Source organism: Chromobacterium sp. Beijing, assembly GCF_021496765.1.
Taxonomy (GTDB): domain Bacteria; phylum Pseudomonadota; class Gammaproteobacteria; order Burkholderiales; family Chromobacteriaceae; genus Chromobacterium.
The window spans coordinates 2775324-2794890 of sequence record NZ_CP053750.1 but is presented as its reverse complement, the minus strand read 5'-3'; the positions used below and the strand labels follow the sequence as shown (position 1 = coordinate 2794890).

Sequence of the window (19567 nt, the reverse complement as noted above, 5' to 3'; positions counted from 1 at the left end):
AGGACCGATACGATCTGCTGCGCGTCGTCTTAACGTTGCGCGGTGAATACATCTTCGGAGTGTTCATTGATTTGATGGCAACTCCGCTTCCTCTGCTGTTTTCGCCTGGTCTCGCTCAAGTTCGCGAGATCGTAAACAGCGATGTGGATATTTGATTGGATAGGCGAGAGATGGTCGATTTTTTCAAGGCGCTGTGGCAGCGCTCTTCGGGCGCGGGGCGCGCCCTCCTGGTGGCGGGCGCGCTGGCGGCGGTGGCGTTGCCGGCCGGCGCGTTCTGGTGGTCCGGGCGCGTCGATTACCAGGTGTTGTTTGCCGATCTGGACGCGCGCGACGCGGCCAGCGTGGTGGCTGCGCTGGAAAAGCAGAAAACGCCCTATCAGCTGACGGATGAAGGCAAGACCGTCCAGGTGGAAAAGGATTTGTTGTACAAGACCCGGATGAAGCTGCTGGGCGGCGGCCTGGATCTGAAGAGCTCGGTGGGCTTCGAGCTGTTCAACAATGCGGAGTTCGGCGTGACCGAGTTTGCGCAAAAGATCAATTATCTGCGCGCGCTGCAGGGCGAATTGGCGCGCACCATCATGGGCTTCGACGAAGTTCAGAACGCGCGCGTTCACCTGGTGTTGCCGGAGGGCGGAATGTTGCGCAAGCGCGGCGCCAAGGCCAAGTCTTCGGTCTGGGTGACGCTGAAAGGCGGCAAGAGCCTGCAGCAGGAGCAGGTCAGCGGCATCCAGCGGCTGGTCGCGGCTTCGGTGCCGGACCTGGACGCCGCCGCGGTGACGGTGCTGGACCAGCGCGGCGTGGCCTTGTCGGCGCGCGCGCAGGACGAAGAAGGCGTGGCGGGCATAGACGCCGGCTTGCAGTTGAAAAAGGAAACCGAAGCTTATTTGGCCGACAAAGTGAGCCGCATTCTGGATACGGCGCTTGGGCAGAACCAGGCGGCGGTCAGCGTGGATGTGGCCTTGGATCTCTCCTCGCACAAGCTGACGCGCGAGTCGGTGATCGGCGATGGTTCGGACAAGGGCATCCTGGTTCGCCGGAAAGAGCAATGGCAGGATGGCGATGCTTCGCGGCTGGCGCCGTCGTCGGCCGGGGGCAATAAATCCCTGGACGCGGAATACCAGGTTGGCCGCGAGTTGCGGCAGACCAGCAGCGGCGGCGGGGCGGTCAAGCATATCAGCGTCGGCATCGTGACCAATACCAGCTTGTCCGACGCCACGGTGGAGCGGCTGCGCGAAGTGATCTCCATGGCGGTGGGACTGGATAGCGGCCGCGGCGACGGCATCGCTTTTTCCGTGATGGACAATGTGACCCCGGTGGCGGCGACGCAGGCGGCGGAGGCCGTGTCGGCCTCGCCCGCCCGCCAAAAAGAGAAAGGCGTCGGCGAATGGGTCTTGTGGGGCGGCGCGGCCATACTGTTGGCGCTGGGCTTGATCGGCGGCGGTTTGCTGCGACGCAGAACGACTGCGCGCACGCTGACGGAATCCGAGCGCGAACGCTTGCTGCGGCAGGTGCAGCGCTGGCTGGCGGCGGAGCAGGCCGGAGGCGGCAAGTGATGGGGCAGGAGAGTTTGCGGGCCGCCTTGGCGGTGTCCGCGCTGCGGCCCGAAGAGCGGACTTGGCTCGAATCCCGGTTGACGGAGGAGGAGCGCGTTTTGCTCGGCCAGGCGCTGGAGCAATTGGACGATAGGCCGTTGACCGAACAGGCGGATGAACTGGAGCCGCCGGCGTCTTCTGCCGGCGCGGATCTGTTGAACCGCGGCGCGGAGCCCTTGCTGGAGGTTTTGCTGGCCGAGCCGGTGTGGATGCTGGCGGCGCTTGGGCATGCGCTGGGCGCGGAGCAGCGCGGCAAGCTTCTGAACGCGGCTCAGGATGCGGAAGCCTGGCGCGGGCGCATTGACAGCCTGCGCCGTGAGTGGTCCGGCGGAGAGACGCAAGCGGCGCCGGCTTTGCGTGAAGCCATGCGGGAGCGCTTGCAAGCGTTGACGGCGGCGGTGCCGGAGCGGCCTTCGGTGCGTCCGGCCGGCATGGAGCAGGCTCCGACCGGCTTGGGTTTGAGGCTGCGGGCCTGGTTGGGGAGGCTGCGCCATGAGTGAGATCCTCCGTAATCCCGGCATTAGAGAAAGCGCGGATTCGGCCGCCGCCACTGAGCGGCCGCGTGCGGATTCGGCGCCTTCCCAGGCGGCTCGGCAGCCGGCTCTAGAAGAGATCCAGGCCATGCGCGAGCGCGCGACGGCGGAAATCGACGCCGCGCGCGCCAAATGCCAGGCCGAGTGCGAAGAGCTGCGCGCCGCGGCGCGCCAGAAAGGGTATCGAGAGGGCATGGCGCAGGCCGAGGCCGAATCGCTCCGCGTGCGCGAGGCGCTGGGCGCTCAGGGCAAGGCCTTGCTGGCCGCCTTGGGCGGCGTCCGCGAAGCGGTGCACGAGGAGGTGGAGCGCATGCTGTCGCCGCTGCTGCTGGAGGCGCTGGCGCGCATGATAGGCGAGATGCCGCTGTCCGCCGAACTGGCGCGTTCCTGCGTGCGTAGCGCCTTGAGCGAGGCGGCGGGACGCGAACCGGTGCGAGTGCGCCTCCATCCGGCCGATGCGGCCTTGCTTGCGGGCGACGATGCGGCGTTGAGCGAGGCGGGCCGCGAGGTGAGCGTGGTGGCGGACGCCAGTCTGGACGGGGGCGGCTGCATCGTTGAAACCCTGCATGGCGATATCGACGCACGCATGACCACGCAGATGGAGCGTTTGCGCCGGAGTCTGCAAGAGGCCAGAGCGCGATGACGCCCGGACTTGAGCAATTGCGAGCGGCGATCCACGCCTCCGATCTGGTGGAACGCGTGGGCTACGTCAGCCGTAAAGTCGGTCTGTTGGTGGAGTCTTGCGGACCCGCCGGCATTGGCTTGGGCGATCTGTGCCATATCGAGCTGGCCGGCGACAGACCGGCGGTGTTGGCCGAAGTGGCCGGCCTGGATCGGGACCGCTTGCAGTTGCTGCCCTACGGCCCGGTGGACGGCCTGCTGCTGGGCGCTCGAGTGGTGTCCGCCGGACACGCGTTTTCGGTGCCGGTGGGCGATGCGCTGCTGGGGCGGGTGGTGGATGCGTTTTGCCGGCCGCTGGACGGCAAGGGAGAGATCGAGTTTGCCGGGCGAAGGCCGGTGCGCAGCGCGCCGATTCCGGCGTTGGGCCGCAGCCGGATCAACCGGGTGATGGAAACCGGCGTCCGGACGATAGACAGCATGCTGACCATAGGCTACGGGCAGCGGCTTTCCATCATGGCGGGCAGCGGCGTGGGCAAAAGCACGCTGCTGGGTATGCTGGTTCGCAATTGCGCGGCCGACGTGGTGGTGGTGGGCCTGATTGGCGAGCGCGGCCGCGAAGTGCTGGAGTTTATCGAGGAAAGCCTGGGCGAGTCCGGGCTGGCGCGTTCGGTGCTGGTGGTCGCCACCGCCGACGAGCCCGCGCTAGTGCGCGAGGCGGCGGCCTTGAGCGCGGTGACGGTGGCCGAGCATTTTCGCGATCAGGGCCGCTCGGTGTTGTTGATCGTGGATTCGCTGACCCGTTATGCGATGGCCCGCCGGGAAGTGGGCCTGGCCATTGGCGAACCAGCCACCTCGCGCGGTTACACCCCGTCGGTGTTCTCCGAGCTGGCCGGCATGCTGGAGCGCTGCGGCACGCGCAAGGAGGGCGGCTCGATCACCGGCTTGTTCACCGTTCTGGTGGAGGGCGACGATATTCACGATCCGGTGGCCGATAGCGTCCGCGGCATTGTGGACGGCCACATCGTGCTGTCGCGCGAACTGGCCAATGCCGGACATTTTCCTGCGATCGACGTGTTGGGCAGCGTCAGCCGTCTGTCGTCGGCGCTGGCCTCGGAGGACGAGCAAGACGTTATGAAGGCTTGCCGCAAAACGCTGAGCGTGCTGGCGGCGAGCAAGGACTTGCTGGAGTTGGGCGCCTATCGTCCTGGCGGCAATCCGGAGCTGGATCAGGCTTTGGAGCGCAAAAGCGGCTTGGAGGCTTTTTTGCAACAGGATACTCGGCAGCGCGAGGGCAGAGCGGCGGCGCTGACGAGTTTGGCCGCTGTGCTGCAAGGAGGCTAAATGACGGGTTTTCCTTACCGCCTGGAACCCTTGCTGGGCTTTCGCCAGTCATCATTGCAACTGGCGCGTCAGGCCTTGTCGGCGGCCGAGAACCGTCTGGAGGCCGCTCGTCAGATTCTAAGTCGGGCACAGGAGGACATGCGCGTTTGCGAACAGGCCTTGGGCGTGTTGGCGGGCAACCCGCCCCTGTACTTGTCCGCCCTGAATTTCTTGCGGGAGCAGCGGCTGCGCTGCCAAGCGCTGTCGCAGGACGTGAGCGAGGCAGAGCGGGATTGGGCGCAGGCGCGGGCCGTTTTGCAGCATGCGCGCACGGAACTGAGGCAGGTGGAAAAACATAAAGAGCGTCATCGGTTGGCCGCGCGCGAGCGGGAGCAACGCAAAGTGTTCCGCGAGCAGGACGAGGCTTGGCTGCAACGCCGCAGGCAAGGAGGCGCATGAGCGTCATCGTGTTGGATGGAGAGCCGGGCGGCGCGCCGGCGCGTTCGCGGCGCGAGGCGCCGGAGCCGCAGGCGGGCCGGCAATGGCAAAGACAGCTGGAGGCCGAACTGGCCAAGCACAGCGTGTGCAGGGCGATACGGCTGGGCGATGGGATGGACGCGAGCGCCGAATTGGCTGTCGAGGGCCGGCCAGGCTCCTTGCCAAATGAGGCCGAAGCCTTGCCTTGGATGGCCCCGCGCGGCGCCGAACCGGCCCCGAAGGGCCTACGCGCCGTGGACGCGGGAACGCCGGTCGCGATGGAGAGCTTAGGCTTGAAGGCGGTGGCGAAGGCGAGGGCAGAGGGTGGACAGGCGGCGCCGGTAAGGCCGGCGGCGGACGGCGGGGACAGCGCGGAAGCGCCGCTCGCCACGGAGGCGGCCTTGGACGCCGAGACGGCGGCGACGCTGAGAACTTGGTTGAAGCCCTGCAAGATTACGGTCTTCGCCGATCAGGGAGCAGTGCGGGTCTGGGTGAGGGATGCCAGGCTTGACGCCGGAGAGGCCGAGGCTCTGGGGCAACGGCTGGCTCGTCAGCTCCGGGACAAGGGAGGGCGGCTGGCGATGCTGGCCGTCAACGGCGCGGTGGTCTTCCAGGAAAACGCCGCAGGCGGCTTGCCTATTTTGAAACAGGGGTGAACATGGCAACTACAGGTTTGGGCATTTCGAGCGGCGGCAGCGTTGCGCAGACGAGGGGAATCACCCAGCAGGATTTTCTGCGGATTCTCTCCACGCAACTGACTTTCCAGGATCCGCTGAAGCCTATCGACAATCAGCAATTCATGGCGCAGATGGCGCAGTTCTCCTCCTTGGAGCAGACGAGGATGTCCAATGAAAAGCTGGATACCCTGCTGGCGCAGCAAGCGGCCAATCAGTCCTTGGGGCTGATCGGCAAGACGGTGGAGGTGGCGACGGCGAGCGGCAACGTGCCGGGCCAGGTCACCACTATTTCCTTTGCCGGCGGCCAGCCCATGCTGACGGTGAAGTCCGCCAGCGGCGAACTGATGACCGGCGTGTCGCTGACCCAGGTGGCGCTGGTGCGCGGGAGCGCGACATGATCGATACCATGTTCGTCGGCTTGAGCGGGCTGCGCACCTTCCAGAAAGGCTTGTCCAATATCGGCAATAACGTTGCCAATCTGAACACGCCGGGCTTCAAGCGCACTTCGTTGCAATTCACCGACATGATGTACCAGTACGACACCCAGGGCGGCAATGGCGGTCAGCACGGCGTGGGCGTGAAGATAGGTTCCACGGTGACGGATTTCTCCTCCGGTGAGCTGCAAGCGTCGGCCAACCCTTTGGATGTCTCGGTGGACGGCGCCGGTTTCCTGGTTTCCAAGAACGGAAACCAGCTCAATTACAGCCGGGTGGGACAGTTTGAACTGGATCTGGACGGCGTGCTGAGTTCTCGGCAAGACAAATCGCGAATCCAGATGCTGGGGCCCAATAAGGAGTTGCAGGACTTCTCCATCGGCGCCTTGCGCAACCAGGCCGCCAAGCCGACCTCCACCATCAAGTTTGCGGACAACCTGTCCACCGGCGCGACCAACAGCAGCGTCGAAACCACGGTGTTCGACAAGGACGGGGTTGCGCGGCAGTTGAAGATCAGCTTCACCGGCACCGGCACGCCCCGCAATTGGAAGGTGGAGGTTCAGGACAAAGTGGCCTTGAGCACGCTGGGGAGCGGCGAGATTCGTTTTGACCCGGACGGCTCGCCGTCCTTTGGCTACAACCAGGTCTCGGTCCGTTTGAACACGCCCAGCAGCGGAGGCGGCATTCTGAAACTGTTCTTCGGCGAACCGGGCTCCATCTCGGACACCACCAGCCTGTCCGGCGGCACCTCGTCCACCATCCGCGTGGCCAGCCAGGACGGCTATGCGTCGGGCGCGTTGACCAAGCTGAGTTTCGATCAGGACGGCAAGGCGCAGATCAGTTACTCCAATGGGCAAACCGCGGTCGCAGGCAAGCTGGCGCTGGCCTGGTTCGCCCAGCCGGATCAGCAGTTGGAGCGCATTGGTTCCGGCTACTACCGCGCGCGTCCGGGACAGACGGCCGAGTACGGGGCGGCGGGCAGCGGCGTTTTCGGCAAGGTCGCGGCAGGCAAGGTGGAGCTGTCCAATGTGGAGCTGTCCGCCGAATTCAGCGACATGATGATCACGCAGCGCGGCTATCAGGCGGCGTCCCAACTGATTTCCGCCGCCAATGAAATGATGCAGCAGGCTCTGCAGATGAAGGGGGGCGATGAGCGTTGCCCTGCCGTATCGCCTGTACGCCGGCGCGGAGCTGGCGCAAATCGAGTCGCGCTTGCGCGAGCGGTGCTCGCATTGGCTGCGGGATTGGTCAATTGCGGAGGGCGAAGTCGACCTAAGGCTGCGCCCGGTCGCCTTGTCGGATCTGGCCGGCTTGGCGTGGCTGGATGGCGGCGAAGCGCTGCCGGCGATGGCGAACGATGCGGAAGCGGACGGTTTTTTCTCTGCCTTATGCCTTGGCGTGAAAAAAAGCCGCGCTGCGCTGGACGCGTCGAGCCTGGCCGGCCCGGTGCTGGACGCCGCCCGTCTGGCCTTGGGCCGTCAGCTGACCGCAGGAGACGACGCTAGCCTTTACCGGGACAAAGCGGTGAGCGCGGCGGAGTTGTCGCCCCTGTATTCCGTGCTTGGCGCGCTGTGTCTGCAACTGAGCGCGGCGGGCCAGACATTGGCTGTGCTCTTGTCGCCGGAGCAGGCCGCGGGCTTGTTGCCGGCCAGGGCGCAGCCAGCGGCGTTGGAGCCGCTGAAGTTGAGGGATTTGCCGCTGGAACAGCTAGTGGAGCTGGAAGTGCGCGCCGCGCCGGCACGCCTGTCCTTGGCGGACCTGGAGTCCTTGCAAGCAGGGGATGTGCTTCGGCTGGATCAGAAGGCGGATGGATTATTTGAGGTTTGCCTGCCTGACGGCATGGCTTTAGGACGGGCGAAGTACGGTGTGGATCAGGGACGTCTGGCGGTGAAAGTCGTCCGACCGGCGCGGCCCATCAAAAAGAGTGAAACATGAGCAAGGAAGTTGAAATTTTCAATCCAGCCCCTTTGGACGCCAAGGCGGATGCGGCGGCGCAGGGTTTGCTGGGGGCCGTCTTGAATTGCTGAAAGACGTGGAAGTTCGGTTGGATACCCGGATTGGCCGCTGCCAATTGAGCATCGCCGCACTGGACGCGCTGAAGGAGGGCGAGGTGCTGGCCCTGGACAAGACGCCGGGGGACCCGGTGGAGATCCTGCTGGGCGGTCAGGTGGTCGCGCGCGGCGCCCTGGTGGTGGCGGGCGACCATCTTGGCGTCCGCATCGAGCAGGTGGCGCGTTTTTCCGCGTGAACGGCATGATGAAGATGAAATACGCGTTTGCCCTGATAGTGTGCGTCCAAGGCGCGAGCGCGCTTGCCGGTGTGTGCGCAAGCGGGACTTCCGCGCCTGCTTGCGCGGTTTCGGCATCCGAACCGGCGCGGGCTCCGCTGCAGTTTCGTCGTGATCCGCCGGCAAGCAGCGGCGGTCTGCTTGGCCCTTATGAAATATTGGGCGGCTTGGCGCTGATCGGCGCTGCGGCGTGTTGGTGGCGATTGCGTCGTCCGCGCCTTGGCCAAGCTGGGACCGGCGCGGATAGTCTGCGGGTGGTGGACAAATGCCGCTTGTCCGCCAAATCAACGGTGTATGTGGTCCAGCACCGCGACCGTGAAATCATGTTGGCGGAAAGCGAGCATGGCGTCACGGTGCTCAGGGATGAGTCCAGAGCATGAGAAAAATGCAGCAATGGATTTGGGCGCTTTGCTGGCTGCCCCTGGCGGCCAACGCCCAAACGCAAATGGTGGACGTGGCGCTGAACGGCGCAGGCGTCAGTCAGGCGGTCAACATCGTGCTGGCGTTGACCTTGGTGGCCTTGCTGCCGGGCATGATGGTGGCGATGACTTCGTTTACCCGCATCGTGATCGTGCTGTCCATGTTGCGGCACGCGATGGGCATGCAGGAAACCCCGCCCAATGTGGTGTTGATCATGCTGGCCGCGTTCCTGACCTTGCTGTCCATGGGGCCCACCTTCGAGAAGCTGGATCAGCAGGTGGTGACGCCCTTGTACCAGCAACGTTTGCCGGCTTCGTCCGCTCTGCGGCAAGGAGGGGTCATCATGAAGGAATACATGATAGGCCGGACTCGCGAGCAGGATATGAGCTTTGTGCTGAGCAGCGCGGGCAAGGACATGCCCGACAATGCCGAATCCATCAGTCTGGTGCATGTGGTGCCTGCCTTTCTGTTGAGCGAACTTAGGCTGGCCTTCCAAATCGGTTTCGTGATCTTCCTGCCTTTCCTTCTAGTGGACATCATCGTTTCCAGCGTTTTGATGGCGATGGGGATGATGATGGTGCCTCCGGTTTCCATCGCTTTGCCGATCAAGGTGCTGATGTTTGTATTGATCGACGGTTGGACGCTGGTGGCCAGGGCGGTGTTGTCCGGCGGCTCATGATCCGCGATGCCGGCTCTGAATTCGTCCTTGGATGCTGAGGCGCGCGATGTGCTCCAAGCCGCCGCCGCCTCAGCCGAAGCCCGAGCCGCATTGGTGGAGGCTCATCAGCCCTTGGTGCGCATTCTGGCGGCGCGGATTTATGCGCGGCGGGTGGGGGACAGTTACGAGTTTCACGATGTGTTCCATTGGGGGTGATAGGGCTGCTGGAGGCGATTGACCGTTATCGTCCCGAATGCGGCGTGGCGTTCAAGACCTATGCCGAATATCGGATTAGGGGGGCGATCTTGGATCAGCTGGCGCGAACGTCGGAAGTGGCGAGCCAAGCGTCCGCGCGCCGGAAAGCCTTGCAGGAGCGGGTTGAGGCGATGGAGCCGGATGCGGCGGAACCCTTCGATATTTTGCGGGAGCTGTCGGTGGGGCTGGCCATCGGTTTCATGCTGGAGGACAGCGGGATGTATTTGGCCGAGCCGGAACCGGCGTCCGAGGATCTGGCCTACCGTTCGCTGGAGTTGAAGGAAACGAAGCGGGACTTGTTGGCCGGCTTGAGCGGGGTGCCGGACAAAGCGCAAAAAGTGCTGCGACTGCACTATCTGAACGGGGTGCCGTTTTCCGAGATCGCTCAGCTGATAGGGCTGAGCAAGGGGCGGGTTTCGCAGTTGCACAAGGAAGGCTTGGCCGCCTTGCGCGCCAGCCTGTCTTCGGCGAAAGAGAGGGAGGCCTGAAAAGATGCGTGAGGCGCCTAAACTTTTCCGCCGCGGACGAGATAAGACTGTTACAGGCGTGTGCTGTCGAGCGGTAGAGACGAGCCCTTGGTTTCGCTTGCTGCGGATGGACTGCCGTCCAATTGAAAGACCGATTATGTCTTGTTGTGCCAGAATAATGTTGTTGTTTACCGTCTTGTCCGCGCTGGGCGGATGTGTAGCAACGCCCAAGCCATTGGTTTCCGGACCGACCAGCGCGGATCCCGCGCCTGTTCCCATGGCGCAGACCACCCCCGGCAGTCTGTATCAGCCTGGCCGTTATCGTTCCTATTTCCGCGACGATGTGCCGTCCCGCGTTGGCGACAGCCTGACGGTGGTGATTCAGGAGCGCGCCAGTTCCAGCTTGTCCGAAGAGGCCAGAGGCAGCCGGGATACTCGGCTAGGCAACGAGATCGGAGTGGAAATGGACGCTCCCGCAATCAACCGGATGTTTGGCTGGTCCCGGGAAAGAAGTCCTTGTCCGGCGAACTGAGCGCCTCCGGCGGCGAGAAGATGGATGGCCGAGGCAGCCGCAACAACAGCAGCAGTTTTACCAGTTCCATCTCAGTGACCGTGGTGGGGATTCTGGCGAACGGATATTTGCGGGTGAGCGGGGAGAAGCAGGTCCAGATAAACGAGGATAGCGAGCAGATCCGGCTGTCCGGGACAGTCAATCCTCGCGACATCCTGCCTGGCAACCTAGTGTCCTCCACCAAGGTCACGGATGTTCGATTGGAGCAGCAGACCGCCGGTAATCAGAGCTTGTTCGCCAAGCCCGGCTGGCTGACTCGTTTTTTCATGAGCGTGCTGCCGTTCTGATGCGGCGATGTGTTGAAATGGAGTACTAATGGATTACGCGGTATTGGATCAGGAAGAGCTTTTTCAGTTGGCTTTGCAAGCGATGGAAAGCCAGCAACATGCGGAAGCGGTGGCGCTGCTGAAGCAGGGGGTGAGAAACGATGGCGAAGATGCCCGCCTGCGTTACTTGCTGGGAGCGGAGTATGCGCAGATCGGCTTGTTTGACCGCGCTGTGGTCGAAATGGAGCAGGCGGTGGCTTTGCAGCCGGGGCTGGTGATGGCGGTTTTCCAGTTGGGCCTGTTGCATCTGACCCAGGGGCAGCCGGACCGGGCCGAGCAAGCGTGGCAAGGGCTGGGCGAGTTGGCGGAGGATCATCCGCTGCAACTGTTTCGTCAAGGCCTGCTGCATCTGATCCGGGATGAGTTTGCCGATTGCAGGGAGTACTTGACGCGAGGCATCGCGGCCAACCAGGCCGCGCCCATGCTGAACGAGGACATGCGGCGGATTCTGGTGCAGATCGATGCCCAGCAGGGCGCCGGCTCTGAGGCGCCGATGGTGGAGGCCGAGCCGGCCGCGGGCGCCTCGGCAGGCAACTTGCTGCTGCGAGGGTACGCCTCCAGCGGAGACGATAAGCTACATTGATGCAGGTGTTTGGCTGGAATTGAACCGATGGAGCCGATAGACAAAGCCAGTATTTTACAGCGCTTGTTGGCCAGAAACCGATCGGTAGAGGGCCAAAGGCCGGCCGGATCAAAATCCGCGCCGGCGGCCGGCACGGCCAAGGCTGCTGGTAGCGCCGACGTGCGTCGACAGATTGCCAAGCAGTTGCGGGCGATCGATCCAAGCTGGCCCGATGCGGAGTCGCGCGTGCTGGAAGTGCATGTGCGCGCTTTGCTTGCGGAAGAGTTTGGCGCCGGCGCGGCAACGGATCCGGCTTTCGGCGGCTTGGTGGCGGATGTGGCTGCGGCCCTTCGTCAGCACCCCCAATATGAAAAGCTGGCCGCGTACTTGCGGCAGCAATTGCAACAATCCCATAAGCAAGCATGATGACCGAACCCAATCAGCGATTAAGCCAATTACAGGCTTATCTAGCGGCCGATCCGGCCAATCCTCATTTGCTGCTCGAACTGGCCGATCTCCATTTGCAGGCCGGCAGCCTGCATGAGCATGAAGCCGCTCTGCGGCAATTGTTCGCGGCGGTGCCGGGACACTTTGGCGGCCGCTCCTTGCAGGGCGTCGCCTTGATGCGGCAGGGACGTCTTGACGAGGCGGTGGCGGTGTTCCAGGCCTTGCGGGACGAAGCTTGGGAGGAGCCCGCCTTATTCTACAACCTGGCCTACGCGCTGATGTTGCAAGGGCGTTATGAGGAGGCGGAGCCCCAAGCCGCCAGAGCGTCCAAGAGTTTGGCGCTCATGCCTCAAGCCGGCCCCTTGCATGTCCGCGCCTTGCACTTTTTAGGCCGGCTGGAGGATGCGGTTGTAGCGGCGGAAACGGCTTTGCGGCAGTTTCCTGAGCACCTGAGTCTGTATGGTTTGTTGGCGACCTTATATCTGGATCAAGAGAATCTGGCCGCTGCGGAACGCATCGCTCGTCAAGTCTTGGAGCTTTCGCCTTCCGATCCGGATGCGGCGACAGTGTTGGGCATGTTGGCCTTAAGCAAGCAGGACCTGACCGTCGCAAGCCCCTTGTTGCGGCAGGCCTGCGCCAGCAAGCCGAATTCAGGCCGGGCGCAGATGGGGCTGGGTCTGGTTTCCATGCTGGAAGGCAAACTGGATGAGGCGGAGTCCAGCGTGGCTCAAGCGCTGCGTTCGATGCCGGGGCATGTGGGCAGTTGGCATGTGCTGGCCTGGTGTCGAATCTTGAGCAATCGACCTGCGCAGGCCAAGGAGGCTTTGCTGGAAGCCTTGCGGCTGGATCGGAACTTTGCCGATACCCATGGCGGCCTCGCCATCGTCGCGATCATGGAGGGGCATTTGCAAGAAGCCCAGCAGTCCGCCAGACGGGCTTTGGGACTGAACCCCGACAGCTTCCCCGGCCAATATGCGCAGAGCTTGTTATTGCAGTCCGCGGGCCAGGCCGAACAAGCCAGGCTCATTCATGAGCGCTTGTTGAATAGCGCGGTATTGCCTGATGGCACCAAGCTTAGTGAAGCGGTGGCCAGAGCGATGGCCTTGTCGTCGTTTTAAGAGCCTGTCCAAATTTCTCAACCGCAAGGTTTTGTCTCGCTCTTGCGCGTGAGATCGTGAACCGGTTCGACATGTAATGTCAGCTTGCTTGATGGTTGTCTTGCTGTTGTAGACAGCTAGGATTAGCCGTCTGGCATGGCCCCTTGTCCTCTTGGCGGGACAAGGGGTTTTTTGTTTTTATAAACTCTCCTGCCAGGCGTGGCGCTTGACATGATGTTCTCTGAAGTTTTGATAGGTTATTTTTGTGAAATGGATAGGGTGTTAGCTGTTAAGGATAGTATTAAAACATAACACTGTCTGAGATGAATTCATTAGGAGGGGACGCTTGAGGCCTAGGAGATGTCAGATTCAAGCTCGGTTGGAAAACGCTGATGTGGCGCATGATATGGCAATGCTGGCTGAGCGGACGGCGCATATTGCCTGGATGGCACCCATGTAAGCAGGGGACTGAGTTGGTGGTTTTGGTTATCTATAAATAGATCCATTATGTAATTTTTGAGAATATTCTGCTTGTTATGAATATATTAATTTTATCATTATTGTAAATTCGTTTTTGGTAAATGCGTTTGCGTTTTTTTGTGTCGCCATGATTTTTTTAGGAAAAATCCTATTTGTCTGTTTAGGGGGGCTAAGTACAATCGGCCTGTCTTTATTTTGGGCTCGATTAAAAGGGTTTTCGGCGAGTTTGAAATTGAAGATATTTAAATATCAATGGAGAGTCGTTTCATGAAAAAGATCGTCGTTTTGGCCAGTTTATTTCTGCCGACTTTAGCGCTGGCGGGCAACACCATTAACTTCCAGGGCGAAGTGTCTTCGCAAACTTGCAAGGTGGATATCAACGGCAATGACAGCAACCCGGTGGTTCTGTTGCCTACGGTGCCGACGACCAGCCTGAGCGCGCCGGGCGCGGCGGCGGGGCAAACCGATTTCACCATTCGTCTGACCGGTTGTGAAGCGGCGCCCACCGGCGGCACCGAGATCAAGACCGTGTTCGTCGCCAACAGCCTGACTAAGGACGGCAATATCGTTAACACCGGCACCGCCAAGAACGTTGCCCTGCAATTGCTGGACCCGGCTGCTCCGGCTAATCCGTTCGACCTGGCCGGCGGCTACAAGGCGTCGGGCCTGGTATTGGAAGCAGGCAAAACCACGGCTGAGCACAAGTTCGCCGTCCGCTACTACGCCGAAGGCGCCGCCACCGTAGGGTCGGTGCTGGGCAGCGTGCAGTATGCGGTTTCCTACTTGTAAACCTAGCGGCAGTCAGCCGGAGCGCGGCGCGTTTAGCGCCGCCGCGCTCCGGCGCGCGCTGCTGCCGGGACTGATTCTGCTGACGGCGTGGCCGGCGGCCTGGGCCAGCGTGGTGCTGAACAACACCCGCATCGTTTATCCCGGCCAGGCTCGCGAGAGCAGCATCCAACTGAGCAACGAAGACGCCACGCCCAATGTGGTCCAGGTCTGGCTGGATTCCGGCGACGTGGACTCCACGCCGGAGTCCGCTTCGGCGCCGTTCGCCGCCATGCCGTCGGTGTTCCGCATGGAACCCAAGGCGGGTCAGACCGTGCGGCTGGTGTTCGACGGCAGCGAGCTGCCGCAGGACAGGGAGTCGGTCTACTACTTCAACATGCTGCAGATCCCGTCGGTTACCGGCGAGTTCTCGGAGCAAAACCAGATGCTGGTGATGCTGCGCAGCCGGCTCAAGCTGTTTTATCGCCCGGCGGGCATTCAGGGCCGGGTTGAGCAGGCGCCGGAGCAACTGCGTTTCTCCTTGCAGCGTCAGGGCCGCGCATGGCAATTGGTTGCGGACAACCACAGCGGCTACTACCTGACGCTGATGGGCGGCGAGGTGATGAGCGGCGGCAAGGCCCACGCTTTCAAGGCGGACATGCTGGCGCCGTTTTCCCGAGCCAGTTGGCCGGTATCGGGGCTGACGCAGACCAGCGCGCCGCTCTCCGTGCGTTACAAGCATGTCAATGATTACGGCGGCGTGAACGAAGTCGAGTCCGCCGCCGTGGCAGCGGAGTGATTCCCCGGATATGACTTCAACTTCCTATCGCGGCCAGTGGCTTCCTGGTCTTCCCCCCATGCTGGCCGCCGGCGCGGTCTGCCTGTCGCCTGGCTTGGTCTGGGCCGAGCCGGGTACGGCCGAGGCCGCGCCGGCGCTCTTGGCTTACCGTTTCGACAAGCGGCTGCTGCAAGGCAACTCGTTGGCGGACGACATCGAGCGCTTCAACAAGCCCAGCCAGGTAGACCCCGGCGAGTACCTGGTGGATGTTTTCGTCAACAACACGTTTTACTCTCGCCAAACCGTGAGCTTCCGGCGCGAGGAAGACCACCCCACGTCCGCTTGTCTGGATCGGGCTTTCCTGATCAAGGCCGGGGTCTTGCCCGAAAGCTTGCCGCCGGACGAGGAGGACGCGGCGGCGTGCTGGCCGCTGGCGCTGCGCATTCCCGGCGCCGGCAGCGAGTTCGACCTGCCGCGGCTGCGTCTGAATCTGTCGGTGCCGCAGGCGGCGATGAAACGGCTGCCGCGCGGCTACGTGGCGGAAGAGGATCTGGACGTCGGCGCGGCCATCGGCTTCCTCAACTACGACGCCAACAGCTACCGCTCCAGCACCGGCGATATCAGCAACACCTATCACTACGTTTCCGCCGATGCCGGGGTGAACCTGGGGCTGTGGCGTTTGCGCCAGCAATCCAACTACAGCAGCGGCATGGCCGGAGGCGGGCGTTGGAATCATATCCGCAGCTATGTGCAGCGCGCCTTGCCCGCCCTGCAGAGCGAGCTGACGCTAGGAGACAGCTCCACCGGCGGCAGCCTGCTGAGCGGGCTCAGCTATCGCGGCGTGCAGCTACGCAGCGACGACCGGATGCTGCCGGAAGCCGTGCGCGGCTACGCGCCGGTGGTGCGCGGCGTGGCGGACACCAACGCCAGGGTAGTGGTGCGTCAGGGCAAGCAGGAAATTTATCAGACCGTGGTGGCGCCCGGGCCCTTCGTGATCGACGATCTGTTCCCCACCAGCTATCAGGGCGACCTGGAGGTGGAGGTGACGGAGGCGGACGGACAGGTGAAGCGTTTCACCGTGCCGTTTGCCGCGGTGCCGGGATCGATGCGGCCGGGCCAGACGCGTTACAGCCTGACGGTGGGCCAGCTGCGCAATACGCTGGAAGACAAGCCGGTGTTCGCCGATTTCACTTATCAGCGCGGCGTCAGCAACGCCTTGACCGCCAATATGGGCGCGCGGGCGGCGTCCGATTACGCCGCGCTGCTGGGCGGGGCGGTGTGGGGGTCTCGCTACGGCGCCTTGGGCGCGGACGCCACCTTGTCGCGTTCCCGCGACAGCGACGGCAGCCAGATCCACGGCTGGCGCGCGGCGCTGACTTACAGCCACACCATCCAGCCCACCGCCACGTCCATTACTTTGGCGGGCTATCGCTACTCTACTCGCGGCTACCGCGATCTGGTCGACGCGCTGGGCGCGCGCGAGGCCTATAAGCAGGGCCGGACCTGGAACTCCGGCAGCTTCCAGCAGCGCAACCAGTTCACCGTCAGCGTCAACCAGCGGCTGGGCGATTACGGCAGCCTGGGACTGTCCGCCGCGATCAGCGATTACTACAACGGCAAGGAGCGGGACACCCAGCTGCAACTCAGCTATCAGAACCAGTTCCGTTCCATCAGTTACGGGGTATCGGTGGCGCGCCAGCGCATGGGGCAGTCGCAAGACGGCGGCTCCAGATTTCAGCCGCTGGACAGCGGACGGGTGCGCAATACGGTGATGTTCAATCTATCCATGCCCTTGGGGAAGGTCCGGCGCGCGCCGATGTTGGCGGCCTCGACCAGCCGCAGCGACGGTGAAAACAATCTGCAACTGTCCTTGAGCGGCACCGCGGACGAGGCGCAGACGGTCAGCTACGGCGTCAACGTGTCGCAGACCTCGCAAAACAGCGCCACCGCATTGGGCGGCAATGTGCAAAAGCGCTTCCCGCTGATCACCGTGGGCGGCAGTTATTCGCGCGGACGCAATTTCACCCAAACCGGCGCCAGCGCGCGCGGCGCGGTGGCGGTGCACCGCGGCGGCGTGACCTTCGGCCCCTATCTGAGCGAAACCTTCGGCCTGGTGGAAGCGCCGGGCGCCAAAGGCGCGGAAGTGCGCTACGGCATGGGCGCCAAGGTGGACCGCGCCGGTTACGCGCTGATCCCGTCGCTGACCCCTTACCGTTACAACGACGTGTCGCTGGACAGCAAGGGCCTGGCCGATGGCGTGGAGCTGCAAGGCGACCAATTGCGCACCGCGCCTTACGCCGGCGCGGCGGTCAGGCTGAAGTTCGCCACCCGCCGCGGCCAGGCGCTGTTGATCAAGGGGCGGCTGGCAAACGGCCAGGCCCTGCCCATGGGCGCGATGGTGTACGCGGAAGACGGCTCCAATATCGGCATGGTGGGCCAGGGCGGGCAGGCCTATGCGCGGGTGGCCTCCCGCAAAGCGCGCCTGCTGGTGAAGTGGGGCAAAGAGGTGGACAGGCAGTGCGCGCTGCCGTATGAACTGGCCGACGACGCGCCAAGCCGGCCGATTATCCGCCTGGAGGCGGAGTGCGCGCCGCCGCTCAAACAATGAGGACCAAGATGAAATTTCAAACTGACGCCGCGGCGCGGAGGCATGGCGCGGCGGCCTTATTGGCCGTGCTGCTGGGTGGGCTGTGGAGCGCGCAGGCGGAGGCCGCGTGCTATCGCGTGTCGCGCCCCACGCCGTCGACTAATCCCAACGATGTGGATTATGTTGAACCGGGCAAGGGGGTGGTACGGTTGTGGGAGGGCGCGCGAGACGATGCAGGGCAGCAGGCGATGGCGATGACCCTCAATATCAATAACGAGATATTCCAGCCTGACGGCACCTTGTTGGGCAGCAAGGTGTTGAGCATTTACGACTTGGGTTTCGGCAATATCGGCGGCTATACGCCGGAACAAGTGCTATTCCGTTGCACGAAAGAAGAAGAGGGAAAATTGTTTGAATACTACTCGACCAATGGCGACAACGAATGGGCCGGCAGGGATGAGGTGGGCAGCGCCATCGGGCTGGCGGATTCTTACCGTACGATGCAGCGCGGGCTGATTTCGCGAGTGACCAATCTGAATACCGGAGAGCATGCGACGCGGAAGTGGAAACGCCGAGCATTGAAACTGACGGCTGAAGACATCGATTCACAGAAGTGGCTTCTGATCAAGGTCAAGCATTTCAGCAACTACAAGGTGGAGTTTTTCAAATACAGCGAGGCGAAGGGCTATCCGGATATAGTCTGGCAGGATAGCGAGCTTGGCCAGAGCTGGGTAAATAGCCAGCCGATAGCTTACAGCGCGTTTCAAGGCGGCGGCTGGTCGCCAGGTTTGTTTATAGGCGCCGATCACATAAACAATTGGTCCGGTTTCTACAACGCCTGGCCCGGCGCCATCAACCCGTATAACACCGTCAAGATCCGCAGAACCGCCAGCTGTCGGGTGGAAATGGTGACGCCGGTGGTGCTTTTCCCGTCCATCAGCGCGGTTGAGATGGAGAAGGGCGGGCAACGTACGCTGCCGATCGAGATCAACCTGCAATGCCAGACGGGCTCGCCGGCCAATATCGGCCTGTCCGGTTTTCAAAGCGGAACCAGAACGGGACAGACGGCGATGGGGGTGTTGGTGCAAGCCGACAATTACCAAGCGGCCTTGAAAGAAGGCTTGGGCGCCCCCGGCGGTAGTGGGGTCACGCATCTGCTGTCCGACGGTTACGGGGTCAACCCCGCCGTGGCCACCGGCGTGGGCGTGGCCTTGAGCCGGCCGGGCGGCCAGCGCTTGAACCTGTTGAGCAATGAGCTGATCACCGGCGGCGGAGCCCCAGACGGCTGGTATCCGGTGTTGCAGGACGCGGAAGCGACGAGTAACCAGAGCGGTCTGACCCATTACCGTGCCCGGATGAGCGCGACGCTGATCCGCCTGCCGGGCAAGAAGGTCAAGCCGGGTTCCTTGAACGCGACCGCGCAAGTGGTGGTCCGTGTCCAGTAGCGCGTGGGCGCGCTGGAGCGCGGGTGGTCTGTTGTGCCTGTTGTGCGGCAGCAGTTGGGCCGGGCTGATGGCGGAGTCGACACGGGTGGTGTTCGAGGCCGGCGGCGCCGAGCAATCGCTGCAACTGGTCAATCTCAACCCCTATCCGGTGGTGGTGCAGGCCTGGGTCGACGACGGTCATTTGGAGTCCGGCCCGGACGCGGCCGGAGCGGCGGGCGCGGCGGTGATGCCCATTCCGCCTATCTTCCGCTTGAACCCGAAGGGACAGATCAGTCTGCGCCTGCTCGCCACCGGCGTGCCCTTGCCCGTGGATCGCGAATCGTTGTTCTGGTTGAACCTGTACGAAATCCCTCCGGCGAGGACGGATTTGCCGGCGGACGCGCAGACGCTGACCGTCACGCTGCGGACTCAGATGAAGGTGTTGATGCGGCCGGCCAAGCTGCCCGTCTCGGTTGAGGACTTGCCGGAGCAACTGCGTTTCACCCTGGAGCAGCGGACGGACGGTCCGCGTGTGCGCATCGACAACGCCAGCCCTTATTACGCCACCTTCCGCGCGCTGGAACTGGCCTGCGCCGGGGCGCCGGCGCAGCCATTGGCGGCGGAGATGGTGGCGCCCTTAACGGCGGAGACGCTGGCCTTGGATTCGTCCCCGCCCTGCGCCGTCGAGCAGGCGGAAGTCCGTTTTTTGCTGGTGGGCGACGACGGCAACCCGGTGGCGGGCAAGGCGGCCCTGGCTTCGAGCGTCAGCGGTTCCTGATGGATGTTTAT

The 19567-nt window shown here is 63.1% G+C and carries 24 protein-coding genes; all 24 read left to right on the top strand.

Annotated features, from left to right (window positions below):
- Positions 1-170 precede the first annotated feature (170 nt).
- Positions 171-1553 carry a flagellar basal-body MS-ring/collar protein FliF gene (gene fliF, locus HQN78_RS12940; RefSeq protein WP_235084200.1) on the top strand — a complete coding sequence of 461 codons (1383 nt, stop codon included), beginning with the start codon at positions 171-173 and terminating at the stop codon, positions 1551-1553.
- The gene (locus HQN78_RS12935) at positions 1553-2092 is read left to right on the top strand and encodes a hypothetical protein (RefSeq protein ID WP_166451300.1); all 540 of its coding nucleotides are present in this window, start codon (positions 1553-1555) and stop codon (positions 2090-2092) included. The genes fliF and HQN78_RS12935 overlap by 1 nt, the downstream gene beginning before the upstream one ends.
- A complete protein-coding gene (locus tag HQN78_RS12930) occupies positions 2085-2768 on the top strand; it encodes a FliH/SctL family protein (RefSeq protein ID WP_235084199.1) in 684 nt (227 codons plus the stop codon). The genes HQN78_RS12935 and HQN78_RS12930 overlap by 8 nt, the downstream gene beginning before the upstream one ends.
- The gene (locus HQN78_RS12925) at positions 2765-4087 is read left to right on the top strand and encodes a FliI/YscN family ATPase (RefSeq protein WP_235084198.1); all 1323 of its coding nucleotides are present in this window, start codon (positions 2765-2767) and stop codon (positions 4085-4087) included. The genes HQN78_RS12930 and HQN78_RS12925 overlap by 4 nt, the downstream gene beginning before the upstream one ends.
- A complete protein-coding gene (locus HQN78_RS12920; protein ID WP_235084197.1) occupies positions 4088-4525 on the top strand; it encodes a hypothetical protein in 438 nt (145 codons plus the stop codon).
- Positions 4522-5199: a hypothetical protein gene (locus HQN78_RS12915; RefSeq protein WP_235084196.1), complete on the top strand. Its 678-nt coding sequence runs from the start codon at positions 4522-4524 to the stop codon at positions 5197-5199. The genes HQN78_RS12920 and HQN78_RS12915 overlap by 4 nt, the downstream gene beginning before the upstream one ends.
- A 2-nt stretch (positions 5200-5201) precedes the next feature.
- Positions 5202-5618, top strand: coding sequence for a flagellar hook assembly protein FlgD (locus HQN78_RS12910; RefSeq protein ID WP_166451295.1), 417 nt, complete (start codon positions 5202-5204; stop codon positions 5616-5618).
- Positions 5615-7159, top strand: coding sequence for a flagellar hook protein FlgE (locus HQN78_RS12905; protein ID WP_235084195.1), 1545 nt, complete (start codon positions 5615-5617; stop codon positions 7157-7159). Before HQN78_RS12910 ends, HQN78_RS12905 begins: the two co-directional genes overlap by 4 nt.
- The gene (locus tag HQN78_RS12900) at positions 7101-7589 is read left to right on the top strand and encodes a FliM/FliN family flagellar motor C-terminal domain-containing protein (protein WP_235084194.1); all 489 of its coding nucleotides are present in this window, start codon (positions 7101-7103) and stop codon (positions 7587-7589) included. The genes HQN78_RS12905 and HQN78_RS12900 overlap by 59 nt, the downstream gene beginning before the upstream one ends.
- Before the next feature lie 109 nt (positions 7590-7698).
- Positions 7699-7902 carry a FliM/FliN family flagellar motor switch protein gene (locus tag HQN78_RS12895; RefSeq protein WP_235084193.1) on the top strand — a complete coding sequence of 68 codons (204 nt, stop codon included), beginning with the start codon at positions 7699-7701 and terminating at the stop codon, positions 7900-7902.
- Between the two features lie 5 nt (positions 7903-7907).
- Positions 7908-8321, top strand: coding sequence for a flagellar biosynthetic protein FliO (locus HQN78_RS12890; protein ID WP_235084192.1), 414 nt, complete (start codon positions 7908-7910; stop codon positions 8319-8321).
- 5 nt (positions 8322-8326) lie between these two features.
- A complete protein-coding gene (gene fliP / locus HQN78_RS12885; protein ID WP_235084191.1) occupies positions 8327-9040 on the top strand; it encodes a flagellar type III secretion system pore protein FliP in 714 nt (237 codons plus the stop codon).
- 6 nt (positions 9041-9046) lie between these two features.
- The gene (locus HQN78_RS12880; RefSeq protein ID WP_235084190.1) at positions 9047-9235 is read left to right on the top strand and encodes a hypothetical protein; all 189 of its coding nucleotides are present in this window, start codon (positions 9047-9049) and stop codon (positions 9233-9235) included.
- Positions 9232-9762, top strand: coding sequence for a sigma-70 family RNA polymerase sigma factor (locus HQN78_RS12875; RefSeq protein ID WP_235089802.1), 531 nt, complete (start codon positions 9232-9234; stop codon positions 9760-9762). Before HQN78_RS12880 ends, HQN78_RS12875 begins: the two co-directional genes overlap by 4 nt.
- 256 nt (positions 9763-10018) lie before the next feature.
- Positions 10019-10273: a flagellar basal body L-ring protein FlgH gene (locus HQN78_RS12870; protein ID WP_235084189.1), complete on the top strand. Its 255-nt coding sequence runs from the start codon at positions 10019-10021 to the stop codon at positions 10271-10273.
- A complete protein-coding gene (locus HQN78_RS12865) occupies positions 10258-10599 on the top strand; it encodes a flagellar basal body L-ring protein FlgH (RefSeq protein ID WP_235084188.1) in 342 nt (113 codons plus the stop codon). Before HQN78_RS12870 ends, HQN78_RS12865 begins: the two co-directional genes overlap by 16 nt.
- A gap of 28 nt (positions 10600-10627) precedes the next feature.
- Positions 10628-11221, top strand: coding sequence for a tetratricopeptide repeat protein (locus tag HQN78_RS12860; protein ID WP_235084187.1), 594 nt, complete (start codon positions 10628-10630; stop codon positions 11219-11221).
- A gap of 27 nt (positions 11222-11248) precedes the next feature.
- A complete protein-coding gene (locus HQN78_RS12855; RefSeq protein ID WP_166451287.1) occupies positions 11249-11626 on the top strand; it encodes a hypothetical protein in 378 nt (125 codons plus the stop codon).
- On the top strand, positions 11623-12765 hold the full coding sequence (locus HQN78_RS12850; protein WP_235084186.1) for a lipopolysaccharide assembly protein LapB: 1143 nt from the start codon (positions 11623-11625) through the stop codon (positions 12763-12765). Before HQN78_RS12855 ends, HQN78_RS12850 begins: the two co-directional genes overlap by 4 nt.
- A gap of 726 nt (positions 12766-13491) precedes the next feature.
- Positions 13492-14013 (top strand): fimbrial protein, encoded by a 522-nt coding sequence (locus HQN78_RS12845; RefSeq protein WP_235084185.1) that lies wholly within the window; start codon positions 13492-13494, stop codon positions 14011-14013.
- Entirely contained in the window at positions 13994-14788 is a 795-nt protein-coding gene (locus HQN78_RS12840; RefSeq protein ID WP_235084184.1) for a molecular chaperone, read from the top strand. The genes HQN78_RS12845 and HQN78_RS12840 overlap by 20 nt, the downstream gene beginning before the upstream one ends.
- A gap of 10 nt (positions 14789-14798) precedes the next feature.
- The gene (locus HQN78_RS12835; RefSeq protein WP_235084183.1) at positions 14799-17375 is read left to right on the top strand and encodes a fimbria/pilus outer membrane usher protein; all 2577 of its coding nucleotides are present in this window, start codon (positions 14799-14801) and stop codon (positions 17373-17375) included.
- Between the two features lie 8 nt (positions 17376-17383).
- Complete coding sequence (locus HQN78_RS12830; protein ID WP_235084182.1) at positions 17384-18799, top strand: fimbrial protein; 1416 nt, start codon at positions 17384-17386, stop codon at positions 18797-18799.
- Positions 18789-19556 (top strand): molecular chaperone, encoded by a 768-nt coding sequence (locus HQN78_RS12825; RefSeq protein WP_235084181.1) that lies wholly within the window; start codon positions 18789-18791, stop codon positions 19554-19556. Before HQN78_RS12830 ends, HQN78_RS12825 begins: the two co-directional genes overlap by 11 nt.
- The last annotated feature ends 11 nt before the right edge of the window (positions 19557-19567 follow it).

Excerpts from the sequence above, each read along its gene's own strand:
- fliF (WP_235084200.1), top strand. The coding sequence starts at position 171 with ATGGTCGATTTTTTCAAGGCGCTGTGGCAGCGCTCTTCGGGCGCGGGG.
- HQN78_RS12935 (WP_166451300.1), top strand. The coding sequence starts at position 1,553 with ATGGGGCAGGAGAGTTTGCGGGCCGCCTTGGCGGTGTCCGCGCTGCGG.
- HQN78_RS12930 (WP_235084199.1), top strand. The coding sequence starts at position 2,085 with ATGAGTGAGATCCTCCGTAATCCCGGCATTAGAGAAAGCGCGGATTCG.
- HQN78_RS12925 (WP_235084198.1), top strand. The coding sequence starts at position 2,765 with ATGACGCCCGGACTTGAGCAATTGCGAGCGGCGATCCACGCCTCCGAT.
- HQN78_RS12920 (WP_235084197.1), top strand. The coding sequence starts at position 4,088 with ATGACGGGTTTTCCTTACCGCCTGGAACCCTTGCTGGGCTTTCGCCAG.
- HQN78_RS12915 (WP_235084196.1), top strand. The coding sequence starts at position 4,522 with ATGAGCGTCATCGTGTTGGATGGAGAGCCGGGCGGCGCGCCGGCGCGT.
- HQN78_RS12910 (WP_166451295.1), top strand. The coding sequence starts at position 5,202 with ATGGCAACTACAGGTTTGGGCATTTCGAGCGGCGGCAGCGTTGCGCAG.
- HQN78_RS12905 (WP_235084195.1), top strand. The coding sequence starts at position 5,615 with ATGATCGATACCATGTTCGTCGGCTTGAGCGGGCTGCGCACCTTCCAG.
- HQN78_RS12890 (WP_235084192.1), top strand. The coding sequence starts at position 7,908 with ATGATGAAGATGAAATACGCGTTTGCCCTGATAGTGTGCGTCCAAGGC.
- fliP (WP_235084191.1), top strand. The coding sequence starts at position 8,327 with ATGCAGCAATGGATTTGGGCGCTTTGCTGGCTGCCCCTGGCGGCCAAC.
- HQN78_RS12880 (WP_235084190.1), top strand. The coding sequence starts at position 9,047 with ATGCCGGCTCTGAATTCGTCCTTGGATGCTGAGGCGCGCGATGTGCTC.
- HQN78_RS12870 (WP_235084189.1), top strand. The coding sequence starts at position 10,019 with ATGGCGCAGACCACCCCCGGCAGTCTGTATCAGCCTGGCCGTTATCGT.
- HQN78_RS12860 (WP_235084187.1), top strand. The coding sequence starts at position 10,628 with ATGGATTACGCGGTATTGGATCAGGAAGAGCTTTTTCAGTTGGCTTTG.
- HQN78_RS12855 (WP_166451287.1), top strand. The coding sequence starts at position 11,249 with ATGGAGCCGATAGACAAAGCCAGTATTTTACAGCGCTTGTTGGCCAGA.
- HQN78_RS12850 (WP_235084186.1), top strand. The coding sequence starts at position 11,623 with ATGATGACCGAACCCAATCAGCGATTAAGCCAATTACAGGCTTATCTA.
- HQN78_RS12845 (WP_235084185.1), top strand. The coding sequence starts at position 13,492 with ATGAAAAAGATCGTCGTTTTGGCCAGTTTATTTCTGCCGACTTTAGCG.
- HQN78_RS12840 (WP_235084184.1), top strand. The coding sequence starts at position 13,994 with ATGCGGTTTCCTACTTGTAAACCTAGCGGCAGTCAGCCGGAGCGCGGC.
- HQN78_RS12835 (WP_235084183.1), top strand. The coding sequence starts at position 14,799 with ATGACTTCAACTTCCTATCGCGGCCAGTGGCTTCCTGGTCTTCCCCCC.
- HQN78_RS12830 (WP_235084182.1), top strand. The coding sequence starts at position 17,384 with ATGAAATTTCAAACTGACGCCGCGGCGCGGAGGCATGGCGCGGCGGCC.